At 61.2% G+C, this 19757-nt stretch carries 17 protein-coding genes; 3 read left to right on the forward strand and 14 right to left on the reverse strand.

From position 1 onward, the window contains the following. Window positions 1-62 precede the first annotated feature (62 nt). The 10 genes from HH303_RS20225 to HH303_RS02865 all read right to left on the reverse strand — a co-directional run bounded on the left by HH303_RS20225 (window position 63) and on the right by HH303_RS02865 (window position 9957). Window positions 63-1655, reverse strand: a complete 1593-nt coding sequence (locus tag HH303_RS20225; RefSeq protein WP_169623677.1) for a GMC family oxidoreductase — start codon at window positions 1653-1655, stop codon at window positions 63-65. A 180-nt stretch (window positions 1656-1835) separates the two neighbouring features. Further along, the gene (locus HH303_RS02825; RefSeq protein ID WP_227421479.1) at window positions 1836-2540 is read right to left on the reverse strand and encodes an SDR family NAD(P)-dependent oxidoreductase; all 705 of its coding nucleotides are present in this window, start codon (window positions 2538-2540) and stop codon (window positions 1836-1838) included. Further along, the gene (locus HH303_RS02830) at window positions 2537-3457 is read right to left on the reverse strand and encodes a sugar kinase (RefSeq protein WP_169623678.1); all 921 of its coding nucleotides are present in this window, start codon (window positions 3455-3457) and stop codon (window positions 2537-2539) included. Before HH303_RS02830 ends, HH303_RS02825 begins: the two co-directional genes overlap by 4 nt. A 76-nt stretch (window positions 3458-3533) precedes the next feature. Beyond that, on the reverse strand, window positions 3534-4172 hold the full coding sequence (locus HH303_RS02835; protein ID WP_169623679.1) for a bifunctional 4-hydroxy-2-oxoglutarate aldolase/2-dehydro-3-deoxy-phosphogluconate aldolase: 639 nt from the start codon (window positions 4170-4172) through the stop codon (window positions 3534-3536). Window positions 4173-4626: 454 nt separating this feature from the next. Further along, entirely contained in the window at window positions 4627-5841 is a 1215-nt protein-coding gene (locus HH303_RS02840) for an ABC transporter substrate-binding protein (RefSeq protein WP_169623680.1), read from the reverse strand. A 47-nt stretch (window positions 5842-5888) separates the two neighbouring features. Beyond that, the gene (locus HH303_RS02845; RefSeq protein ID WP_169623681.1) at window positions 5889-6593 is read right to left on the reverse strand and encodes an ABC transporter ATP-binding protein; all 705 of its coding nucleotides are present in this window, start codon (window positions 6591-6593) and stop codon (window positions 5889-5891) included. Beyond that, window positions 6583-7356 carry an ABC transporter ATP-binding protein gene (locus HH303_RS02850; protein WP_169623682.1) on the reverse strand — a complete coding sequence of 258 codons (774 nt, stop codon included), beginning with the start codon at window positions 7354-7356 and terminating at the stop codon, window positions 6583-6585. Before HH303_RS02850 ends, HH303_RS02845 begins: the two co-directional genes overlap by 11 nt. Beyond that, window positions 7353-8273, reverse strand: coding sequence for a branched-chain amino acid ABC transporter permease (locus tag HH303_RS02855; RefSeq protein WP_227421562.1), 921 nt, complete (start codon window positions 8271-8273; stop codon window positions 7353-7355). The genes HH303_RS02850 and HH303_RS02855 overlap by 4 nt, the downstream gene beginning before the upstream one ends. Next, a complete protein-coding gene (locus HH303_RS02860; RefSeq protein WP_169623684.1) occupies window positions 8273-9136 on the reverse strand; it encodes a branched-chain amino acid ABC transporter permease in 864 nt (287 codons plus the stop codon). The genes HH303_RS02855 and HH303_RS02860 overlap by 1 nt, the downstream gene beginning before the upstream one ends. 311 nt (window positions 9137-9447) lie before the next feature. Next, window positions 9448-9957, reverse strand: a complete 510-nt coding sequence (locus HH303_RS02865; protein WP_169623685.1) for a MarR family winged helix-turn-helix transcriptional regulator — start codon at window positions 9955-9957, stop codon at window positions 9448-9450. Between the two features lie 298 nt (window positions 9958-10255). On the opposite strand from HH303_RS02865, the gene HH303_RS02870 reads away from it, so the two are divergent. From HH303_RS02870 to HH303_RS02880, 3 genes are read left to right on the forward strand one after another with little or no spacing between them, the layout of a single operon-like run. After that, complete coding sequence (locus HH303_RS02870; protein WP_169623686.1) at window positions 10256-12607, forward strand: xanthine dehydrogenase family protein molybdopterin-binding subunit; 2352 nt, start codon at window positions 10256-10258, stop codon at window positions 12605-12607. After that, the gene (locus HH303_RS02875; protein WP_169623687.1) at window positions 12604-13428 is read left to right on the forward strand and encodes an FAD binding domain-containing protein; all 825 of its coding nucleotides are present in this window, start codon (window positions 12604-12606) and stop codon (window positions 13426-13428) included. The genes HH303_RS02870 and HH303_RS02875 overlap by 4 nt, the downstream gene beginning before the upstream one ends. Further along, window positions 13425-14570: a xanthine dehydrogenase family Fe-S subunit gene (locus HH303_RS02880; protein ID WP_169623688.1), complete on the forward strand. Its 1146-nt coding sequence runs from the start codon at window positions 13425-13427 to the stop codon at window positions 14568-14570. The genes HH303_RS02875 and HH303_RS02880 overlap by 4 nt, the downstream gene beginning before the upstream one ends. Window positions 14571-14663: 93 nt before the next feature. On the opposite strand, the gene HH303_RS02885 is transcribed toward HH303_RS02880, so the two are convergent. The 4 genes from HH303_RS02885 to HH303_RS02900 all read right to left on the reverse strand — a co-directional run bounded on the left by HH303_RS02885 (window position 14664) and on the right by HH303_RS02900 (window position 19731). Then, window positions 14664-15197 carry an aromatic-ring-hydroxylating dioxygenase subunit beta gene (locus HH303_RS02885; RefSeq protein ID WP_227421480.1) on the reverse strand — a complete coding sequence of 178 codons (534 nt, stop codon included), beginning with the start codon at window positions 15195-15197 and terminating at the stop codon, window positions 14664-14666. Continuing rightward, the gene (locus HH303_RS02890) at window positions 15197-18016 is read right to left on the reverse strand and encodes an FAD-dependent oxidoreductase (protein ID WP_169623689.1); all 2820 of its coding nucleotides are present in this window, start codon (window positions 18014-18016) and stop codon (window positions 15197-15199) included. Before HH303_RS02890 ends, HH303_RS02885 begins: the two co-directional genes overlap by 1 nt. A 6-nt stretch (window positions 18017-18022) precedes the next feature. Next, window positions 18023-18997 carry an amidohydrolase family protein gene (locus HH303_RS02895; protein WP_169623690.1) on the reverse strand — a complete coding sequence of 325 codons (975 nt, stop codon included), beginning with the start codon at window positions 18995-18997 and terminating at the stop codon, window positions 18023-18025. A gap of 110 nt (window positions 18998-19107) precedes the next feature. Further along, on the reverse strand, window positions 19108-19731 hold the full coding sequence (locus HH303_RS02900; RefSeq protein WP_169623691.1) for an isochorismatase family protein: 624 nt from the start codon (window positions 19729-19731) through the stop codon (window positions 19108-19110). Window positions 19732-19757: the final 26 nt, after the last annotated feature.

Here is a 19757-nt window from a genome sequence, read left to right on the forward strand (position 1 = left end):
TATCTGACGCATCTCCTGATAAGGGAAAAGAAAAACATACATCACTTATGATTAGTTTAGGCCTAACTAATTAGAACGGCCCGGGCGCATCGTTCGCCGATCATCATCGACGGAACATTGGTATTCCCGCCGATCAGCGTCGGCATGATGGACGCATCCGCGACCCGCAGCCCGTCGAGGCCGGAGACCTTCATCGTCGCCGGATCGACCACCGCCATCGGGTCCGTCCCCATCTTGCAGGTCCCGACCGGGTGATAGACGGTCAGTGCCTCCGCCCGCAGGTAGTCCAGGATTTCGTCATCGGTCCGGACGTCCGGGCCGGGCAGGATTTCCGGCCCGCGAATGGGGGCGAAGACATCGGATTCGAAAATCGACCGCGCGACCTTGATCCCTTCGACGAGCGTCTGCGCGTCTTCGGGGGCGGAGAAGAATTTGTGGTCGATTTCCGCCGCGCCATTCCCGACAAGACGGATTTCCCCCACGGATTTGGGCCGCAGGACGCAGGTATGGACGGCATAACCATGGCCGTATTCCACCAGCCGACCTCGATGGCTGCGGTAGCCGGGGACGAAATGGAACTGAATATCCGGTTCCTTTCCGGCATATTTGGTCTTCGCGAAACCGCCCGCTTCGACATAGTTGGTCGTCAGCATCCCCTTGCGGGCGAACATCCACTGGAACGGCGCGGCCAGCATCGACGGCAGGTTTGCGACGGACAGTCCCAGCGTTTTCGTTGAACTCGACCGGACGGTAATCATCCCATCCACGTGATCGCGCAAATTCTGGCCGACACCGGGCAGGTCGTGCAGGACCGACACGCCCGCGGCTTTCAAACCAGCGGCGGGACCGATCCCCGACCGCATCATCAAGGTCGGCGATCCGATCGCCCCGGCGGACAGAATAACCTCCTTCGCCGCCGTCAATGTCTGCACGCCCGCTTTCGTGGCGACCTCCACCCCCGTGACGCGGGTCCCGTCCAGGATGAGGCGGCGGGTTTCCGTTTCCGCCAGGACGGTCAGGTTCGGACGGTCCAGAACCGGTTTCAGGAAGGCGCGATAAGACGACCAGCGCATCCCGTCCTTTTGCGTGACGTTGTAAATCCCGACACCGAATTGATCGCCGTCGTTGAAGTCCGTCTTTTCCGGCAAGCCGACGGATTTTCCGGCCTCAATGAACATTCGGGAGACCGGGTTCGGGTCACGCGCCTTGTTGACATAGAGTTCACCGTCGAAACCGTGCCAATCCGCGGATTGGCCGACCCGGTTCCGCTCCAGCGATTTGAAGACGGGCAGTACATCGTCCCAGGCCCATCCCGCGCAGCCGAGTTCCGCCCATTCGTCATAATCCGAACAAGCCCCGCGAATGAAGACCATGGAATTGATCGTCGACGACCCGCCCAGGGCCTTACCGCGATTGACCGGAATCCGACGATTGTTGAGTTCCGGTTGCGGCGTCCCGACATAGGCGTAGTCGTATTTCGGATTGCCGTAGAGCGACAGGATACCCGCCGGAATGCTGACATTCGGCGCGCTTTCCGACCCGCCACCTTCGACCACGCAGACCGAATTGCCGCTATTCGCCGACAACCGATTGGCGAGAACGCATCCCGCCGACCCCGCGCCGATAATGATATAGTCGAAGGCTGTCTTACTCACGCTGTCGTCTCCCCGTTGCTGCACTGCAATGAAGCACCAGGAGAAGGCTAGGTCATAGTAGCAATTCTCTCGCCCACGCTTAGTGAAAACCTAACCTAACGACGGTCACGGCCTGTCGACGCAATCGTCAATTGGTGCCGCTGGCGGGGCCGTCGCTTGCCGTTGATTTTATTGCCATGATCAAACGGCGCTGTAACCGCCATCCACGGGAATAACCGTTCCGGTCACAAATCCCGCATCCGGTGACAATAGGAGGGAGATTGCACGGCCGACATCTTCGGGATCGCCCCATCGTCCCATCGGGGTGCGCGACAATACCGTGTCGTTCCGAACCGGGTCGTCTTTGAGAACCTGTGTCAGGTCGGTGTGGATCCATCCAGGCGCAACGGCGTTCACACGAATACCGTCCTTTGCCCAATGGGCCGCCAATGCTTTCGTCAACTGCCCGACACCGCCTTTCGACGCGGTATAGGCCGGAACCAAAGGCCCACCGAAAAACGTCAACATGGACGCGACATTGACGATGGCCCCGCCGGACTCCGCCAAGAGGTCATGGCAGGCCGTACACATCCGCATCGTGCCGGTCAGGTTGACGGCAATCACTTGTTCGAAGGCATCGATGTCGTATTCCTGACCGCGTTTGGTGATCCCGGCGCAGTTGATCAGCGCGTCCAGACGATCGATCTCGGCGACAAGCGCCGCCACGCCCGCGCCGTCGGTCACGTCCAGGATACGGTTCGTCAAATAGTCGGCGTCCCGCGCTTTCGAAACGTGATCCGGGTTGACGCCGGTCGCGGTCACCCGCCAGCCTTGGGACAGCAGGACATCGACGACCCCGCGCCCGATCCCCCGCGTCCCGCCGGTAACAAGGGCATGTTTCATCATTTATTGCGCTCCTCCAGAAATCTATCGACGGCCGATCGCGTCGGCATCGGTGCCACGGCACCATAGCCCAAGGTCGACAGAGCTGCCGCCGCATTGGCGTAGCGCCCGGCGGCAAACGGGTCATCGGTCCTCAACAATTCGCCTAGAAACGCGCCGTCGAACGTATCGCCGGCCCCCGTTGCGTCCACCGCCTTCACCGGGAAGGCCGCGATACGCTCCCGTCGATCCGATGTCGCGACCAATGTCCCGTCCGACCCGAGGGTCAGGGCCACGACCTTGGCACCGAGCGTCAGATAAAAGTCGACGATCGCATCCGGGTCCGACAGGCCGGTCAGGTGTTCCGCATCGTCCTTACCCGGAAGCGCGATATCCGCCATGGCCATTGCCGCATGGGTGACGGCCCGCGCCCGCGCCAACGGCCACAGTTTCAATCGAAGATTCGTATCGTAGGAAACGCGCGTTCCCGCCGCCCGCGCGATATCGATCGCCGCGAAAACGGCATCCGCCGCAGTATTGGAAATCGCCTGACTGATCCCCGACACATGCAGAATTTTCGCCGCCTCGATATCCGCGACGGGCAGATCCTGCGGCGTTACGCGGCTGGAGGCCGATCCCGCCCGCATATAGCTGAATTGATGGCCGTCCGGTCCGTGGCTGACAAAGTAGATGCCGGTATGGGCCACCGCCGACCCCGTGACAGTGGATGTATCGACGCCCTCAACCTCCCACAAGGACAGGAAACTGTCCCCGAAGGCATCCGCGCCGACATGGGCCAGCATACCCACGGACGCCCCGGACCGCGCAGCAGCAATGGCGCAGTTGGACGTATCCCCGCCATGTCCGGGCAGATAGTTGCCGTCGGATTGCTGATTGAATTCCAACATCGGTTCGCCGAAGCACAGAAGATCCACGCTCATCACCGTCTCCAAATTCCTCAAACATATCCATATGTCGCAGGCCCGCGCGGCACGACCACGTATCTTTTATCGCTTCCTACTTCTTGGAAAGTCCGCGTACGCGTACATAAGCTGCCCGAACGAACTCCATTGCGGCGCCGTCGTCGCCACGTTCTAGGTCGCGCGCGGGAAACAGCTCCCCAAGCCCGACGCAGAGGACACCTGCATCCAAATAATCCTGCATATCGTCCAGACCGATTCCGCCCGTGGGCATCAACGGAATGTCGGGGAAAACCGCTTTGACGGCCTTTACGAAACCGGGGCCGCCCGCCTGTTTTGCCGGGAACACCTTCACGACCGCTGCTCCCGCCTGCCAGCAGGCGAATACTTCCTTCGGGGTTGCCGCCCCCGGCAGATAGGGAACCGCCCGCTCTTCGCATAGGTCGGCGACATCCTCCGCCAGACAGGGTGAAACGATGAATTCGGCCCCCGCGTCGATTGCCGCATTCGCCTGGGCCACGGTCATAACGGTCCCCGCGCCGAAACATGCCTCTGGCTGCCGATCCCGCAGCGATGCGATGAGGTTCGCCGCTTCGGGGACGGTGAAGGTCACTTCTACGACCGGAAACCCGTTCTCTGCGAGAATTGAGGCCCCCCGCGCCGCAACCGATGCGTCCGCATGACGGACGACAGGGATGGCGCGTGCCTCCGATAGTTTGGAAAGAATATCCGTCATCACCGGTTCACCCCGCATTTTGGTTCTTCTCCAGATCGGATGCGCTTGTGCGCCCGTCGCAGCATTGTCCGGTAGCCGCGAAATCCGACTGTTCGGAATAACAGGATGTTCAAGTGCTGACCACGGCGTTCACTCCACGAAAGGACGGATAATAGCGCTAGAGGTCAATCAGGCACTATTAAAACACGCGCCGACCGGCGTCAGGAAGTCGCCACCGTCCAGAATCGGCGGTGCGACGTGGCGGCACCGGATCGGGCCTGGGTGACCGATATCACCGATATTCGGACGTAGGAGGGCTTTGTCGACGATCTTGCATTGGAGGGTGTGGGCCATATGTGCTGACGGGGAACACAAAATCCTTGGAAATATCACACGGGCTGGAACGACAAAGGTCCGGCTCTTGCCGGACCTTTGCCAAACTTGATTACCGGGGCCTGATCCGGCCCCGCGGATCTTATTCGAAAGCGCTGGCCGGGAAGAATTTCTCATCTACCCAGGCGCCGTCGACAGCCTTCATGATCTGATAGGCACCGGCCGGCGTACCGCTCTTGTCGAGCGTCAGCGGACCGGAGGCCCCTTCGTAATCGATGTCCTTGCCGTCGGCGAGCGCCGCCTTGCCGTCGGCGAAGGAAGAGACTTTCTCGCCGCCTTCCGTGACATCGCGGATCATGGAATTGACCGCAGCCCCGGTGCAGCCGTCGGACGCTTCCAGCGCCAGCGCGACCAGCATCGCCATGTCATAGGAGTTGGCCGCGAACGGACCCGGCTCGGCACCGGTTTCCGCCTTGTGGAAGGCTTCGAACGCCTTGTATTCCGGCAGGGATTTGTCCGCCTGAGCGACTTCGACATAGGCCTTGTCGTTCAGGATGCGCGGATCCAGCGCGTCGAAGACTTCCGGCACCGCGAGGTCCGCCGTCAGCAGCCATTCGCCGCCATAGCCGCCGGCCGCCGCTTCCTTGAGAACCGTCACACCGGATTCCTGCCCCCCCGCGAGATAGATCGCGTCCGGCTCATTCGCGAGGACCGAGATCAACTCGGCCTGATAGGACGGCTGGCCCGGATTGTAGATCACGTAATCCGTCAGTTCGATACCGGCATCCTTCAGACGTTCCTGGGCGACCTGGGCCGGGGAGATCGTGGATTCCTCATTCTGCACCAGGAAGGCGACCTTCTTGTAGCCCTTTTCCTTGAGCCAGAGACCCGAGGCCTCCCCGTCACCCAGATCCGAGGACACTGTGCGATAGATGTAGTCGCCGCCGATTTCGTTCAGCGTGATCGTCCCGGCATAAGGCGACATCACCACTGTTTCTTTACGCTTGGCCAGATCGACCAGCGCGACCATGGCACCCGACGTCGGACCGAGGAGGGCAACCGCGCCTTCCGTATCGATCATCTTGGTCGCCTCGCGAATGGCCTGCTCCGCACTGCCGGCCGTATCCGCGACGACGGTACGGAGCATGCCGCATTTGGTGCCGCCCGCTTCGTTGATCTGTTTGACACCGAGCTCGACCGAGCCGGCGACGATTTTACCGAATTCACCCAGTTCGCCCGTCAGGGGAACAAGCACGCCGACCGTGACGTCATCGGCCTGCGCGACGGCAGGTACGGCAACGGACGCGATCGTGGCGAGAGCCGTGAAACCGCTGAGAACTTTCTTCATGCCACCCATAGAAACCTCCAAGTTTTCTGTTCGCTCTGTTTTGCAATTATTTGCGGTCAATGCGCCTGAAGGAGCATTTCCTCCAACCGGCCCGGCACGAGGAGGTCCTCGCTGGGCAGGGTTTCACGGTTGCAGCCTGCATCGAGCATCCAGGTGGTCCGCGATATTTTCAGGATTTTTTCCGGGTCCTGTTCCACGACCCAGATGACGCTCACGCCATCCTGGGCGAGTTCCCAGACCCATTCGATGATCCGATCGACAAAGATCGGCGCGAGTCCCGCCGTCGGTTCATCAAGGATCAGCATTTGCGGATTGCCGACCAATGCATTGGCGATCGCGAGCGTCTGACGCTCCCCGCCGGACAGGGTGGATGCCTGCTGATTGGACCGTTCCTTCAGGATCGGGAACCGTGCATAGGTATCCTCAATCCGCGCCTGCGTATTGCTGAAGCTGAGTGCCGACGCCAACAGATTGTCGCGCACGGTCATCTCGCCAAATGTGTTGTTGCCCTGTGGGACGTAGCCGACACCGGCCATCGTCGTGTGCAGGGCGTTGAAGGATGCGATCGACTGCCCGTTCAGCAATATATCGCCCTTACCCACGGGCAGATGCCCGGCGATGGTTTTCATCAGCGTGCTCTTGCCGGCGCCGTTCGCGCCCAGGACACAGGTGATCTCACCCGGCTCCGCCACGAAATCGACGCCGTGGAGGATGGTGACTTTTCCGTAGCCGCTGTGCAGGCCGTTCACTTCAAGCTTCATGGTCAGCTCCCAGATAGGCTGCAACGACATCCGGATTGCGTCGGATTTCATCCGGCGCCCCTTCCGCGAGAAGGGCACCGTTCTGAAGCACGACGACCCGATCCGCGAGATTGAGCAGGAAGGCCAGGTTATGCTCGACGACGATCAACGTCGTGCCGGCGGCATGCAGATCCGCCAACAGCGAGGCGAGTTTCTGCTGAAGCGTCGGATCGACACCGGCCGTCGGCTCATCCAGGAGGAACACTTTCGGCTCGCGAACGAGCTGACGGGCGACTTCCAGCATGCGCAACTCGCCGCCGGAAAGATTGCCGACCTCGTCGTCCTCGTGACCGTGCAACCCGACCTTCGCCAGGGCCGCCTGTGCCTTCTCGCGTAATTCACCGTCGGACTGCCGCCAGTTGCCGAGCATCGCAGAGAACGGTCCCTCATTGGTGTGGCTTACCCCGACCATGACGTTTTCGAGAACCGTCAAAGAGGGGAAGGCGCGCGGCGTCTGGAACGTCCGCGCAAGACCGAGGCCGGCGATATCCGACGCCTTACAGTCGGAGAGATCCTTGTCTTCCAGAACCACCCGGCCTTCGCTGGGTTTGAGCACGCCGGAAACCAGATTGAAGGTCGTCGATTTGCCGGCACCATTCGGACCGATCAGGCCGAGAAAGCCGCCACGGGGAACATTGAAGGTGAGCCCGTCCGGGCCGCCCACCGCGCGAAAGCCGCCAAAATTCTTTATGACGCCTTCGACTTTGAGGATCGCGTCGCTCATGCCCCTTTCCTCCGCTTCATTTTTTCCCAGGGCTGCCAACGCAGAACGATGATGAACAGGACACCGGTTAGGACCTCCTCAACCGAGGCGGCGATCTGTGCGGAGCGCACGCTTTCGAACGGGATCATCCGAACGAGTTCTTGGAAGAAAACCAGGGCCATAGTGCCGATGATCGCGCCGAGGATGGTTCGCTCACCGCCCAACACCAGGGCGATCCAGACAAAGAAGGTGATCTCCGCCGTGAACAGGGCCGGCGACACCAGCGTCGTGATCATCGCGTAGAGCGCCCCGGCAAAACCGATCGGAATGGCGGAGATGACGAAAACCTGCAGCCGCGTCCGTGTCGTATCCTTGCCGACCGCTTCGGCGGCGGTTTCATCATCCCGTGTCGCATCCACAAGCCGGCCATAAGGCGAGGCCAGCAGACGATTGAACAGCCAGGCCGTCACCAGCATCAGAACGCATGCCGCCACCGCATAGCCGATCTGCTCGTCGAGACCGAAGAAGGACAAATCCGGCCGCTCTACATTCGCGAGACCGACGCTGCCGTTTCCGATCCGCCGCTCGTTCAGGAGGAAGGAATGCAACACCTCGGCAAAGGCGAAGGTTGTCAGGGCGAGATATTCCCCCCGCAGCCGCAGGGTCGGCCAGCCGGTGATGAGGGCGAACAGGGTCGCCGCAACGCCGGCTGCCAGGAAACCGGCCCACCAGGGCAGGTCGAAGCCGAACGCATACTGATCCAGGCCCGATGGCGGTTCCTGTGTGAAGATCGCATAGGCATAAGCGCCGGCCGCGAAGTAGGCGACCGTGCCGAAGTTGATCATGCCACCGCGCGCATATTGAAGGTTCAGCGAAATGGACAGGACCGAGAAAAGGGCCCCGAACATGAGAGTCGATAGGAGAAGGCTCTGTATCATCACGAAGACTTGCTCCCTGCCAGGCCCTGCGGGCGCACGAGAAGAACCAGGATCACCACCGCGAATGCAATGAGCGGGCGGTAGCCGGCTGGGATCCAAAAGACCGACACATCCATCGCGATCCCGACGATCAGTCCGGACAGGATCACCGCATAGAGGGATCCGAGCCCGGCCAGAATGGCGACGGCGAGGATCTGCAGGATCTGATGGAAGGCGATATCCGTGGACAGGGTCGCGATCACCGACAGCATGACGCCGGCGAGCCCGGCCAGCCCGGAGGAAATTAGCCAGGTCGCACGCGACGTCTTCTGAACGTCGATCCCACGGGACGCTGCCAGTTCCGGGTTCACGGAGATGGCGCGAATGGCCAGACCGGTTTTCGTCTTGTTCAGGAACAGCGCCAGAGACCCGCTTGCCACGATCGCGAGCGCGACCACGAGAAGCTGGTAATCCGTGATGCGCAGGCCCCAGAAGCGGTAGGACGTGGCCAGGGGAATATCCAGTGTGCGAATGCCTGTGCCGATAACGGCATCGATCACCCCACCGATGGCATAGGAAACACCGACAGACGTGATCAGCAGGACCGCCGGACCGAAGCGTCGGATCGGATCATAGACGATCCGTCCAATGGCCAGACCCAGGAATGCGGTGACAATGATCCCGACCGCCGCGGATGGCAGGATATGCCACCCTGCCAGCTTGTTCAGTCCCCAGGTCGTGAAGGCCGACACGCCCAGCAGTTCCGCATGCGCGATGTTCAGAAACCCTTCGACCCGTCGGGTGAAGGAGAAGCCGATCGTCGCCAACACCAGAAAACAGCCCGTGACAATTCCGGTCAGCAAGAATTGTAGAAACAAAGTCATCACGAGCGCTCCCGCCCATGACAATCGACGAGATCGGCACCGACCAAACAGTCGGGACCGCCATATGGAGACGGCCTGCCGCCTCGACATAGTCGCATATCGTCCATTTTCCCCATCCGTCTTTTTATTAAGGAGTATGCTCCCTGATCTGATACGGAGTATGCCTCGTTTTTTTATGGAGGCAATGGGTTTTTTATTTTTTTGTCACAAAATATGGAGATCCGACCGCCGATCGCGGAAAAAACGGTCCCAATTCAGGCGCGCAACATGTCGCCGACCGGAACCGGCATTCGAGATTTGGCGAGGGCCGCTCACGCCATCGGCGCGCGACTGGCGTCATTATTCGCTTCGACCAGACGACGGATGAAGTCCATGAACTGCCCCTGTTCGTCCTCGGAGAGCGGGGCCAGCAATTTCTCCTGTGCCCGTTCCATGGCCGGGCGCATGCCCCGGACGAGTTCCCGGCCTTCTTCGGTGATGCGGACCACCTTGGCGCGCCGGTCCTGCTCGGACGGTTCGCGCGACACCAGTCCCCGCCGGACCAGACGCTTGAAAACATCCGCGCCGCTCGTGCGGTCGATCCCGACCGCCTTCGACAATGTGTGCTGGTCGAACTGATCGCCGTTATAGAGTACCGACAGCACGGCATATTGAACGGCCGTGAATTCCTTGGAGTTGCATTCCTCGGCAAACAGGCCGACATGAATTTGGTGTAGCCGCCGGATCAGATATCCCGGACGCCCCCAAAGATTGTTATATTTCGGCTGCCCCAGCGGGCTTTCGAGAACGTCATCGATTTTCGCATGACGGTTGCTGATCATGACCTTCCTCCACACAAACCCTATCGGCTTTTATAAACGGAATAAGCCGTACACGAGTAGTTTCATCTATTCGATGGCCTGTTGCCACACAACAAATGCGATGTATACTCCCCTTTATCGGCGAGCAAGATAACACCTCGATTCAATAAGGGAAACATCGTGTCGCCGTCGGGGATAGAGAGAAGCAAGAACACTAGTTCTTTCATATGCATAGCGGACAAACACCCAACACCCCAAAGGATCGGGAGACGGGCTGTCGTCATGCTGTGCCGAAGAAACAGGGTATGGAGACTGGCAAATGACCTCCGGCATTGGTGAACGCGTTCTGCGCAAGGAAGATGCCCGGCATCTTCGCGGAACGGCGCAGTTCGTTGGCGATATAAAGATCGCCGGATGTTGGGAGGCGGCCTTCGTCCGCAGCCCGCTCGCCCATGCGCGAATCCGCGGCATTGAGAAACCGGATGGGCTTGAGTCCCGGGTATTCGTCGCAGCGGATATGCCTGATGTGCTGCCCATCCGCGCGGAATCGAGCCTGCCCAGCTATAAGCAATCCGACTATCCCGCATTGGCGAAAGACAAGGTGCGCTATGTCGGGGAATGTATTGCGATCTGTATTGCGCCGACACGCGCCGAGGCGGAAGACATCGCAGAATCGGTGAGGGTCGATCTTGAGCCGCTGCCGCCGGTGGCGTCGATCGATACGGCACTGGAGAAAAACCCGCCCCTTCTGCACGAGGAATGGGGCGACAACCTGTTCCTGACCACCGAATTCAACAGCGACCTGAGCGAGGCGAAGAAAAATGCCGCGGTCGTAATCGAGCGGGAATACAACACGGCCCGCCAGTGCATGAATCCGATGGAAGGCAAGGGCGTGCTCGCCCATTGGGACACGAAATACGACCAATTGGTCGTCTACACCTCGACCCAGGTGCCACATCTGATCCGCACCGGTATTTCCCAATCGCTGCAGCTCGATCAGGCGGATGTCCGCGTTGTCGCGCCGGATGTCGGCGGCGGCTTTGGATACAAATGCGTGCTGCAGCCAGAGGAACTTTCGGTCGCCTGGACCGCCCGGCATTGCAATCGCCCGATCCGCTGGACCGAAGACCGCCGCGAGCATCTCACCGCCGGTGCGAATACGCGCGAACACCGCTACAAGCTGAAGGCCTATGCCGACAAGAACGGTCGGCTTCTGGGTGTCGATGCGGATATCTGGGTCGATATCGGCGCCTATTCCGTCTGGCCGTTCACGGCCTGCCTGGAAGCGGCGCAGGCTGGCGGCAATCTGCCCGGCCCGTATGATCTGGGCGCCTATTCCTGCCGGACCTATTCTGTCGCGACGAACAAACCGGCCTTTACACCCTATCGCGGCGTGGCCCGCCCGGGCGTCTGTTTCGCGATGGAACTGACCATTGATGCCATCGCGCGCGCCGTCGGCAAGGATCCGCTGGAAATCCGCCGTCTCAATCTCGTCCAAGCGGAGGCAATGCCCTACACCAACATCACCGGCAAATTCTACGACACGGGCGACTACCCGTCCGCAGCGGTGCAGGCCGCCGACATGATCGGTTTCGACACATTCCGCAAACGCAAGGAAGAGGCCGCGCGTGACGGCCGGTTCATCGGTCTTGGCCTCTCTTCCTTCACTGAGCAATCGGCCCACGGGACAAAGGTCTTCGCCGCCTGGGGTCTACCGCTCGTCCCCGGCTACGAACAGGCGATGGTCAAGCTGACGCCGTCAGGCTCCATCGAAGTGAAATCCGGGAACCATTCTTTTGGCCAGGGGCTCGAGACAACCCTGGCTCAGGTCGCCTGCGACTGGCTCAAGGTCGATATCGACCGGGTCAAGATCGTCATGGGCGATACCGGTCTCACCCCCTATTCGACCGGGGCCTATGCCTCCCGCGGCATGGTGATGGCCGGCGGTGCGGTGTCAAAGGCATCGGAAGAGCTGGTGCGGCGACTCCGGATCCACGGTGCCCATCTGCTGCAATGCGATCCGGAAAAAACGGAAATAAAGGATGGCCGTGTCGTCCATGGCCAGGCTTCCGTCTCCTTCGCCGAGATCGCCGACGCCTGGTACCTGCACCCCGATCGTCTGCCGGATACTGTCAACACGGCGGGGCTTGAGGTTACCGAGGGCTACAAGCCGGACATCGACACAGGCGTTTTCACCTATGCGACCCATGCGGCGATCGTCGAGGTCGATCCGGATACCGGCCGCGTGGAAATCCTGGATTATGTGATTTTCGAAGATTGCGGCCGCCGCGTGAACCCGATGATCCTCGACGGCCAGTCCTATGGCGGCGCGGCGCAGGGGATCGGCACCGCCCTGTTCGAGGAGACCCTGTACGATTCCGGAGGCCAACCTCTGACCTCCACGCTGGCCGATTATGTCCTGCCGGGACCGTCCGAACTGCCGTCCTTCCGGCTGGGCCACAGCGAGTCGCCCTCTCCGTACACACGGCACGGCATCAAGGGCGTCGGTGAAGGGGCGGCCATCGCGCCGAGCGGCGCAATCGTCAACGCGATCAATGATGCGCTCGCCCCTCTCGGCGCTGAGCTCACACAGATCCCGGCAACGCCGCATCGCGTTCTCGAAGCAATCTTCGAGGCGAAGGAACAGAATCGAGCAGGAGCGTCGGCATGAAACCCGTCGGATTCACGCATTCATTCCCGGACACCGGCACCGATGCAGCAGCGGCGCTGAAAGCCGCCGACACAAAGATCATCTCGGGTGGGCAATCGCTCGGCCCGATGCTGAACCTGCGCCTCGCCCGTCCGGCAAGCCTTGTCGATATCGGCGCCATCGCCGCGTTCAAGGATATCCGTATTGAGAAAGATACGCTCATCATCGGCGCCGCGGTCACCCATGCCCGGATCGAAGACGGCGACAGCCCGGTGCCGCTGCCCGCCATGATGCGGAGCGTTGCACACAACATCGCCTATCGGGCGGTGCGCAATCGCGGCACGATCGGTGGCTCCCTCGCACATGCCGATCCGGCCGCCGACTGGGTCACGACGATGACGGCAATCGGCGCGGAACTGACACTGGTCAATGCCGCGGGCGAACGCCGCCAGATGGCGATGGGCTCGTTCATGCATGGCGCCTATCGCACGGCCCTGAACGCGGACGAGATCATTGAATCCGTCTCTGTTCCGGTGGGGCGCGGCGATGCCCATTGGGGCTATTACAAGGTCTGCCGAAAGGTCGGTGAATTCGCGGACGCCATCGGTGCCGCGGTTTTCGACCCCACCCGGCGCTATGCCCGGATCGTCGTCGGCGCCACGGGCGGCGCGCCGCTTATTCTGGATGAGTTGGCCGTCGAGACGGCGCGCAGCGCAATGCTTCCGAAAGACGGCCGGATCGAAGAGATCCTGGCACGGGAACTGCCCGACGCGGATCGGGTGAAACGACACCTTCTGGCCACGGCGACCCGGCGCGCCCTCGAAAAGGTACTTGCAAAATGAGCAACATCCAACCCACGCCGATCACCCTGACCGTCAACGGGCGGAAAGCGACCGTTCTGGCGACGCCGCGGACGCAACTGGCCGAGGTCCTGCGCGATCAGATGAATCTGACGGCCACGCATCTCGCCTGCGAGCAGGGAGTCTGCGGCGCCTGTACGGTGCGGATGAACGGACGCCCCGTGCGATCCTGTCTGACATTCGCCAATAGCTGCGACGGCGCCGAGATCGAGACGCTGGAAGGATATGACGGGGACACGCTGATGGACCGTCTGCGCGAAGCCTTCAACCGGAACCATGCGCTTCAATGCGGATTCTGCACGCCGGGCATGCTGGCGACATCCCGCGACATCGTCGCCCGTCTTGAAACACCGGATGAGGCGGTCATTCGCCACGAATTGTCGGGTAATCTGTGCCGCTGCACCGGCTATATGGGAATCGTCGACTCCATCCGGCAGGTAATCGAGGAACGCAATGCCCTGGGCATTGCCGCCGAACCGGCCGCCTCTTTCCCTGAGCCGGACGCGGCCGGCTTTACGCCCTTCGAAGCGGAGGTCACCGCGGCCGAAAAACCGGAAGCCGGCGCCGCGCAGGGCAAAACCGTCATTCAGGACGGATGGACCGTCGTCAGCCGCCGTGTCACGCTCGACCATGCGCCAGATGCTGTCTGGGACCATTTCAGCGACCTCAATGCGGTCGCCCGCTGTCTGCCGGGTGCGGAACTAACCGGGCATGATGCGGAAACCTTCGCCGGTTTCGTCGCCGTGAGCTTCGGCCCGATCAAGGCCAAATTCGAGGGCGAAGGACACTATACTTTCGACCCCGCCACCCATACGGGACGGGTCGAGGGTCGCGGCAAGGACCGCGGCGGCCAGTCCAATGTCGAAGGCCACATGACCTATTCCGTGCACCCGGCGGAGAGCGGCGACAACAGCGCCGTCGATGTCGATTTCAAGTTCCGAATCGAAGGCCTTCTCGGCCAGTTCAACCGGCCCGAACTCGTCAACGGTCTAGTCAATCACATCCTCGCGGAGTTCACCGCGAATTGTGACGCCGTCCTGTCCGGTGGCGAGGTTCGTGAAAGCCGCGGCGTGAGCGCCTGGGCCCTCTTGCGCAGCCTGATTGTATCCCTGTTCAAAAAGTAAGATACCGCCCGCAGGCACCTGCGGGCGGTATCATCACCTTGAAGCGGCCGCCCGGCCGCTTTCTCTTTTCCGGCCAGTCAGACGGGCAACACCTCAGACGGGTAGCACCAGGGCGTTCGCCACCAGCAGCGTATCGTATACGGCGATGCGGGACTTCAGCAGCAGCCCGCCATCGCTTTGCGGCTCGAACCGGTCAAACAGGCGGCCGGCCTGATGCAGACGGCCATCGGGCACATCCATCAGAACTTCCAGCAGTATGTAATTCGATTGCGCACAGATCGTGCCGTCCGCCTCAATCCCCGTAACCCGCGTATTCGTGATAAAGTGGCGCAGGAACCGTGGGCCGAACATCGATGTCTTGCTCACGGCCAGAGCCCGATCGCGCATCATGGCACGGCTCTCGCAGTAGACGAGACCGACCGGCATGCCGCGATCGAAATTCTCGCGTGCGGTGATGTTGTAGAAACCGTCCTCCGTGAAGAAATCAGGCCAATCCTCGAGAGCGCCATCGTCGAGAACGGCGCAATATTCGGCGTTGAACTCCTCAATCGCCAACCGCGCTTCGCGGCGCGCTTCCCGTGTGTCCAGCGGTGACCCCACCGAGTTTTCCTGAGCATCCATGGTCATCACAATCCCATCTCCTGACGCCAGTATTTGTACATCGCGCGAATGGCCGCCTCTGAAATCAGCGTGTCCGACGTGCCGGCGGGCACCTCCGGATCGAGTGCGATCAGATGCTCGCCCTTGCGCGTGTTCAGCATGCCGTCCTGCACGAATTTGATGGCCTCGTTGTCTTCCATGCCGAGATAGCCGGCCGGCCCCATCAGATTCCCCTGCCGCAGACGGTGCCGCGTCATTTCCTCGTCGTCGTCCTCATAACCGAACATCGTCCAGACCATGGTGAACTCGTTAGGGCCGGTCGGGTTGATCTGGCGCACGCCCAGCGTATTCATCTCGCGCTGAACGATCAGGTTCGGCCAGACGACCTGCATCGTGACTGACCACGGGCTGTCGAATTCGGGCACGAAATCCATCATGCGCGGATCTTCCAGCGTCATCCCGTCGCGATAGGCCCGCATCTGCGATTTATCCTCGTCCGACACCTTACCGGCATCTGACTTGGCAGAGGCCATGGTCGAATGCCGGCCTTTCGGGTCAACGATCATCGCCGACTTATTGCCCGCCACCAGCAGACCGAAGGTCACCAGGAACGTATGCAACAGCGTCGCGTGATACGGGTCCTTCAGATTTTCCGGATAAAGCTTCCAGTTTCCGCTCAGCGTATGCCGGTAATGGCCGAGGACCTTGATCTTGCGACCGGAAAATACCGCGTCAAAATCCTTCAGCATGTCCTCCCCGAGATAGTCTTCGACGCTTTCCATATCCGACGCGAAGGAAGCGAAGATCGCGCCGTTTCGCGTGGCAACGGACAGGCACCGCAACCCGTGTTTCTCGGGCTGGAAATCCGGCCCCATTCCGCCTTTACCGGCAGCGCCGCGACGGAACGGGATGCCGGCCAGATTCCCCTTCAGATCGTAACTCCACTGGTGATAGGGACAGACGAATTCGTCCGTATTGCCGTGCAATTCCCGGCAGAACTCTGCGGCGCGATGGGCACACCGGTTTTCGAAAACATTGATCCCCCCGTCCTCGTCGCGCGACACGACGACGGCGGTCGGGCCGACATAGGACCGGATGAAGTCACCGGCATTGGGAATTTCCGCTTCCAGACCGACATAGTTCCAGGTCCTGCCGTGGAATATCCGCTCGACTTCCCGGTCGAAGATTTCCTGATCGGTATAAACCCAGTCCGGTATCCGTTCGAGGCCCGTGGCCGGCCAGACGAAGCGTTTCTCCAGCGGAATTGTCTTCATGTCATCCTCGTTCAATTGGGATAGATCGACGTCCCGATCCGTCAGTAATGCCGGGGAAAGCTCGGTCCCTTCCAGCATCAGGCTTCGCGCCGCCTGGATCGCTTTCGGCTGGCCGAAATCGACGACCAGTTCAATGCTCCCCTCTTCATTGAGCCCGAAGAATACCGGCGCCTGTCCTCCGTCACGGCGGACAAGGGTCAAACCGTCACGCATTTGCCCCAGCATCTGGACCGTCCCGCCGAACAGGTCGGACCAGAACCAGGGGAGATCGATGCTATGATCGGCCGCCCCGGCAATCGCCATGCCGGTCGACCGGGCCGTCAGATTGGCGTTCTGCCAGCTCTCCAGACGGTGTTCGCGGCCGGAAATCTCATCACGATGCACGGCGACATCGCCGACCGCGTAGATCGCCGGGTCCGATGTCCGCCCGATTGGGTTGACGAGGATGCCGCCGCGCTCGGCGACGGCCAGCCCCGCTTCGCGCGCCAAGGCGTCATTCGGCACTGCGCCGATACCGACCACGATGCAATCGGCGGCCACCATGCGACCGTCGTCGAGCATAACTCCCTCCCGGGATACGGCGGCGGTCGTGTGCCCCAGTTCCAGCGCCACGCCGTTTGCCACCGCCAGCTCCTGCATGTATCCGGCAGCCTCTTCGGGCAGAAGCCGTCCCATAAGGCGGGCCGCAGCTTCGATCACGGTGACATGCTTTCCCAGCTTCCGGGCAGCGGAGGCGATTTCGAGTCCGATAAATCCGCCGCCGATCACAGCAACCTGTGTCGCTTTACGCAGAGCCTCGCCAAGAGATTTCGCATGCCGCAGGTTACGCAGATAGAAGAGCGAAGTTTCGTCGCTGCCGGTGACGGAGAGTTCCCGAGCCCGAGCACCGGTTGCCAGTACAAGCATGTCATAGGAAAGCTGCCGGCCGTCAGAGAGAGAAACACGCCGTGCCTTCCGGTCAACGCCGGACACCTGAATACCATTCAGGAGTTCAATCTTCAGGGCGTCCAGTTCCGCGGCGCTGTATATCGTCGCTTCGTCCAGACCGGACTCGCCCATCAGCATACCCTTGGACAGCGGCGGACGCTCGTAGGGAAGAACCGGCTCATCGCCAATCAGGGTAATGGTACCGGCAAAGCCATTCTGACGCGCGGCAACGGCGGTTTCGACACCGGCCTGTCCCGCGCCCACGATAAGCAGCGCCCTCGGATCCTCCGGCATGCTTTCCGTGTGCTCCGGCGCCGCGTCCGTCTCGGCAAGGCGGGAATCGGTATCGACCCAGACCTGACCATCGCGGATGTCGACCGCGTAGGTCGCGATGTCCTTGGTGACCGGCGTGCCCTGGGCCTTACCGGTACGGATGTCGAAAAGCCCCTGGTGTAGCGGACATTCCACGCAGCCGTTTTCGACATGTCCGTCGGTCAGCAGCGCGAAGGCATGCGTACAGATATTGCCGGTCGCATGGATGTCTCCGTCGAGCGAGAACAGCGCGATGCGCAGCCCGTCCACCTCGACGCCCACCGCACCCTGCGTATGGACGTCAGCCGCCGGGATTGATTGAAACCAGGCCATGACGCCTCACACTTTCCCGGAAAGGAGCGGCAGACCGAAGAGACGCGCAGCATTGTCGTGACAGACATTGCGTCGGGTCTTTTCGTCCAGAGGCGCCGACTCGATAAACTCGACCGCCGCCCCGCTATCCTCGTAAGGGTAGTCGACGGAGAACATGACCGCCTCGTCTCCCATTTCGCCGATCGCGCCGAGAAGCGACGGATGGGAGCAGACACCGGAGGTCGTGATCACGATGTTCCGGCCAAAATAGGCGGACGGGGCCCGATCCAGGGTCACGCCCATGGGATAGGCGCCAAAGCGGCTGTCGTACCGCCATCGCAGAAACGGCAGGGCTTCCCCCATATGACCGAGCGCAACACGCACTTTCGGGAAACGGTCGAAGACGCCGCCAAACAGGAGGCGTAGCGCGTGGCTGCCCGTCTCGACGCCCCAGCCCCAGGTCGCCCCATACAGAACCGGATGCCCTTCCAGGACATAGGGATTGGCATAAGCGTTGGTCGGGTGGAGGTAGAAGGGCACATCAAGCGACGACAGTTCCGCCCAGAAGGAATCGTATTCCGCCCCTTCGTAATAGGTGCCATGCGTATGCCCGTTCACGAGGCACCCGAGGAATCCAAGCTCCTTCACGGATCGCCGCAGCTCGGCCGCGGCGGCATCCGGGTCGTGCATCGGCAGGGCCGCGAGACCGCTGAACCGGTCGGGTCGGGACGCAATCTTCCCGGCTAGAAAGTCATTCGCCTTGCGGGCCGCCTCGACCGCATTGTCCGGCGCTTCTCCCTGAACGCCCGGCCCGGTCAGAGACAGAATGGTGCGAACGATATTTCCCTTGTCCATCAGGTCGAGACGCTCGCCTTCGAAGTCGTTGAGGCGGCGCATCAGGATCTCGGCCTGATCGGCGGGAATGAGCTTCAGAAAGGCCGCGGAATACTGCTCGAATCCCGGCGCCATGAAATGCTCTTCAAAAGTTATTTTCGGGGTCATTGCCCTTACTCTCCCGTCCCATCATTTTTTTAGTGAGCACACTCCGTATTTATGGAGTATACCCCCTTTTAAATGATAATCAAGGGTACGCTTCCAACGCGACCAGGGGATCAGGAGAGTGAGTCGAGATAGCTCAGAATATCTTTTGAATCAGTAACGTCTGCATATTTTTGCGCCATGTCATACAGATTGGCGTCGTGCGGTGCGACGGCACGGTCGCCGCAACAATCGCCGGGCACGAGCACATTGAAACCGGACTGAACGGCATCGACGACCGTTGCCCGGACGCACCCGGAAGTTGTCGCACCGGTCACAATGGCGGTATCGACCCCGCTGCCGGTGAGAAGGCCCGCGAGGTTGGTGCCGAAAAAAGCGGACGCGCCATGTTTCACGATCACCGGATCCCCGGGTTCGATCCCGGTCGCCGCGTCGATCTCGACGAGTCGCGTTCCCTGCAGCAGGGCCGCCATTCCCGCCGCCTTTTTGAGCCACGGCAGGGCCCCGACTTCCCAGGGCTGGTAGGCGATCGTGGTATAGATTACGGGAAGCCCCATTGCCCGGGCCTTGTCCGTGATACGCCGGGTCGCCGCGATCGGCCCGGACATCTCCGCGGCTGTCGGATATTGCGTGTCCGTAAAGCCATAGGTGAAATCCACAACGATGACCGCCGGGCGCGTGCCGCGCGGCACGGACTGTCCAAAGCCCGCATCCGAATAGACTTTTTGCTGATCCACGGTTTGCTTCCTTCCCGTTCGGTCGG

Source organism: Pacificispira spongiicola, from assembly GCF_012926505.1.
Classification (GTDB): domain Bacteria; phylum Pseudomonadota; class Alphaproteobacteria; order UBA8366; family Aestuariispiraceae; genus Pacificispira; species Pacificispira spongiicola.

What these genes read in the sequence shown, in the direction of transcription:
- HH303_RS02865 (WP_169623685.1), bottom strand. Translation starts at nt 9,957, where the DNA reads ATGATCAGCAACCGTCATGCGAAAATCGATGACGTTCTCGAAAGCCCG.
- HH303_RS02885 (WP_227421480.1), bottom strand. Translation starts at nt 15,197, where the DNA reads ATGACCATGGATGCTCAGGAAAACTCGGTGGGGTCACCGCTGGACACA.
- HH303_RS02895 (WP_169623690.1), bottom strand. Translation starts at nt 18,997, where the DNA reads ATGACCCCGAAAATAACTTTTGAAGAGCATTTCATGGCGCCGGGATTC.
- HH303_RS02890 (WP_169623689.1), bottom strand. Translation starts at nt 18,016, where the DNA reads ATGGCCTGGTTTCAATCAATCCCGGCGGCTGACGTCCATACGCAGGGT.
- HH303_RS02840 (WP_169623680.1), bottom strand. Translation starts at nt 5,841, where the DNA reads ATGGGTGGCATGAAGAAAGTTCTCAGCGGTTTCACGGCTCTCGCCACG.
- HH303_RS02870 (WP_169623686.1), top strand. Translation starts at nt 10,256, where the DNA reads ATGACCTCCGGCATTGGTGAACGCGTTCTGCGCAAGGAAGATGCCCGG.
- HH303_RS02825 (WP_227421479.1), bottom strand. Translation starts at nt 2,540, where the DNA reads ATGATGAAACATGCCCTTGTTACCGGCGGGACGCGGGGGATCGGGCGC.
- HH303_RS02830 (WP_169623678.1), bottom strand. Translation starts at nt 3,457, where the DNA reads ATGAGCGTGGATCTTCTGTGCTTCGGCGAACCGATGTTGGAATTCAAT.
- HH303_RS02880 (WP_169623688.1), top strand. Translation starts at nt 13,425, where the DNA reads ATGAGCAACATCCAACCCACGCCGATCACCCTGACCGTCAACGGGCGG.
- HH303_RS02835 (WP_169623679.1), bottom strand. Translation starts at nt 4,172, where the DNA reads ATGACGGATATTCTTTCCAAACTATCGGAGGCACGCGCCATCCCTGTC.
- HH303_RS02850 (WP_169623682.1), bottom strand. Translation starts at nt 7,356, where the DNA reads ATGAGCGACGCGATCCTCAAAGTCGAAGGCGTCATAAAGAATTTTGGC.
- HH303_RS02860 (WP_169623684.1), bottom strand. Translation starts at nt 9,136, where the DNA reads ATGACTTTGTTTCTACAATTCTTGCTGACCGGAATTGTCACGGGCTGT.
- HH303_RS02875 (WP_169623687.1), top strand. Translation starts at nt 12,604, where the DNA reads ATGAAACCCGTCGGATTCACGCATTCATTCCCGGACACCGGCACCGAT.
- HH303_RS02845 (WP_169623681.1), bottom strand. Translation starts at nt 6,593, where the DNA reads ATGAAGCTTGAAGTGAACGGCCTGCACAGCGGCTACGGAAAAGTCACC.
- HH303_RS02855 (WP_227421562.1), bottom strand. Translation starts at nt 8,273, where the DNA reads ATGATACAGAGCCTTCTCCTATCGACTCTCATGTTCGGGGCCCTTTTC.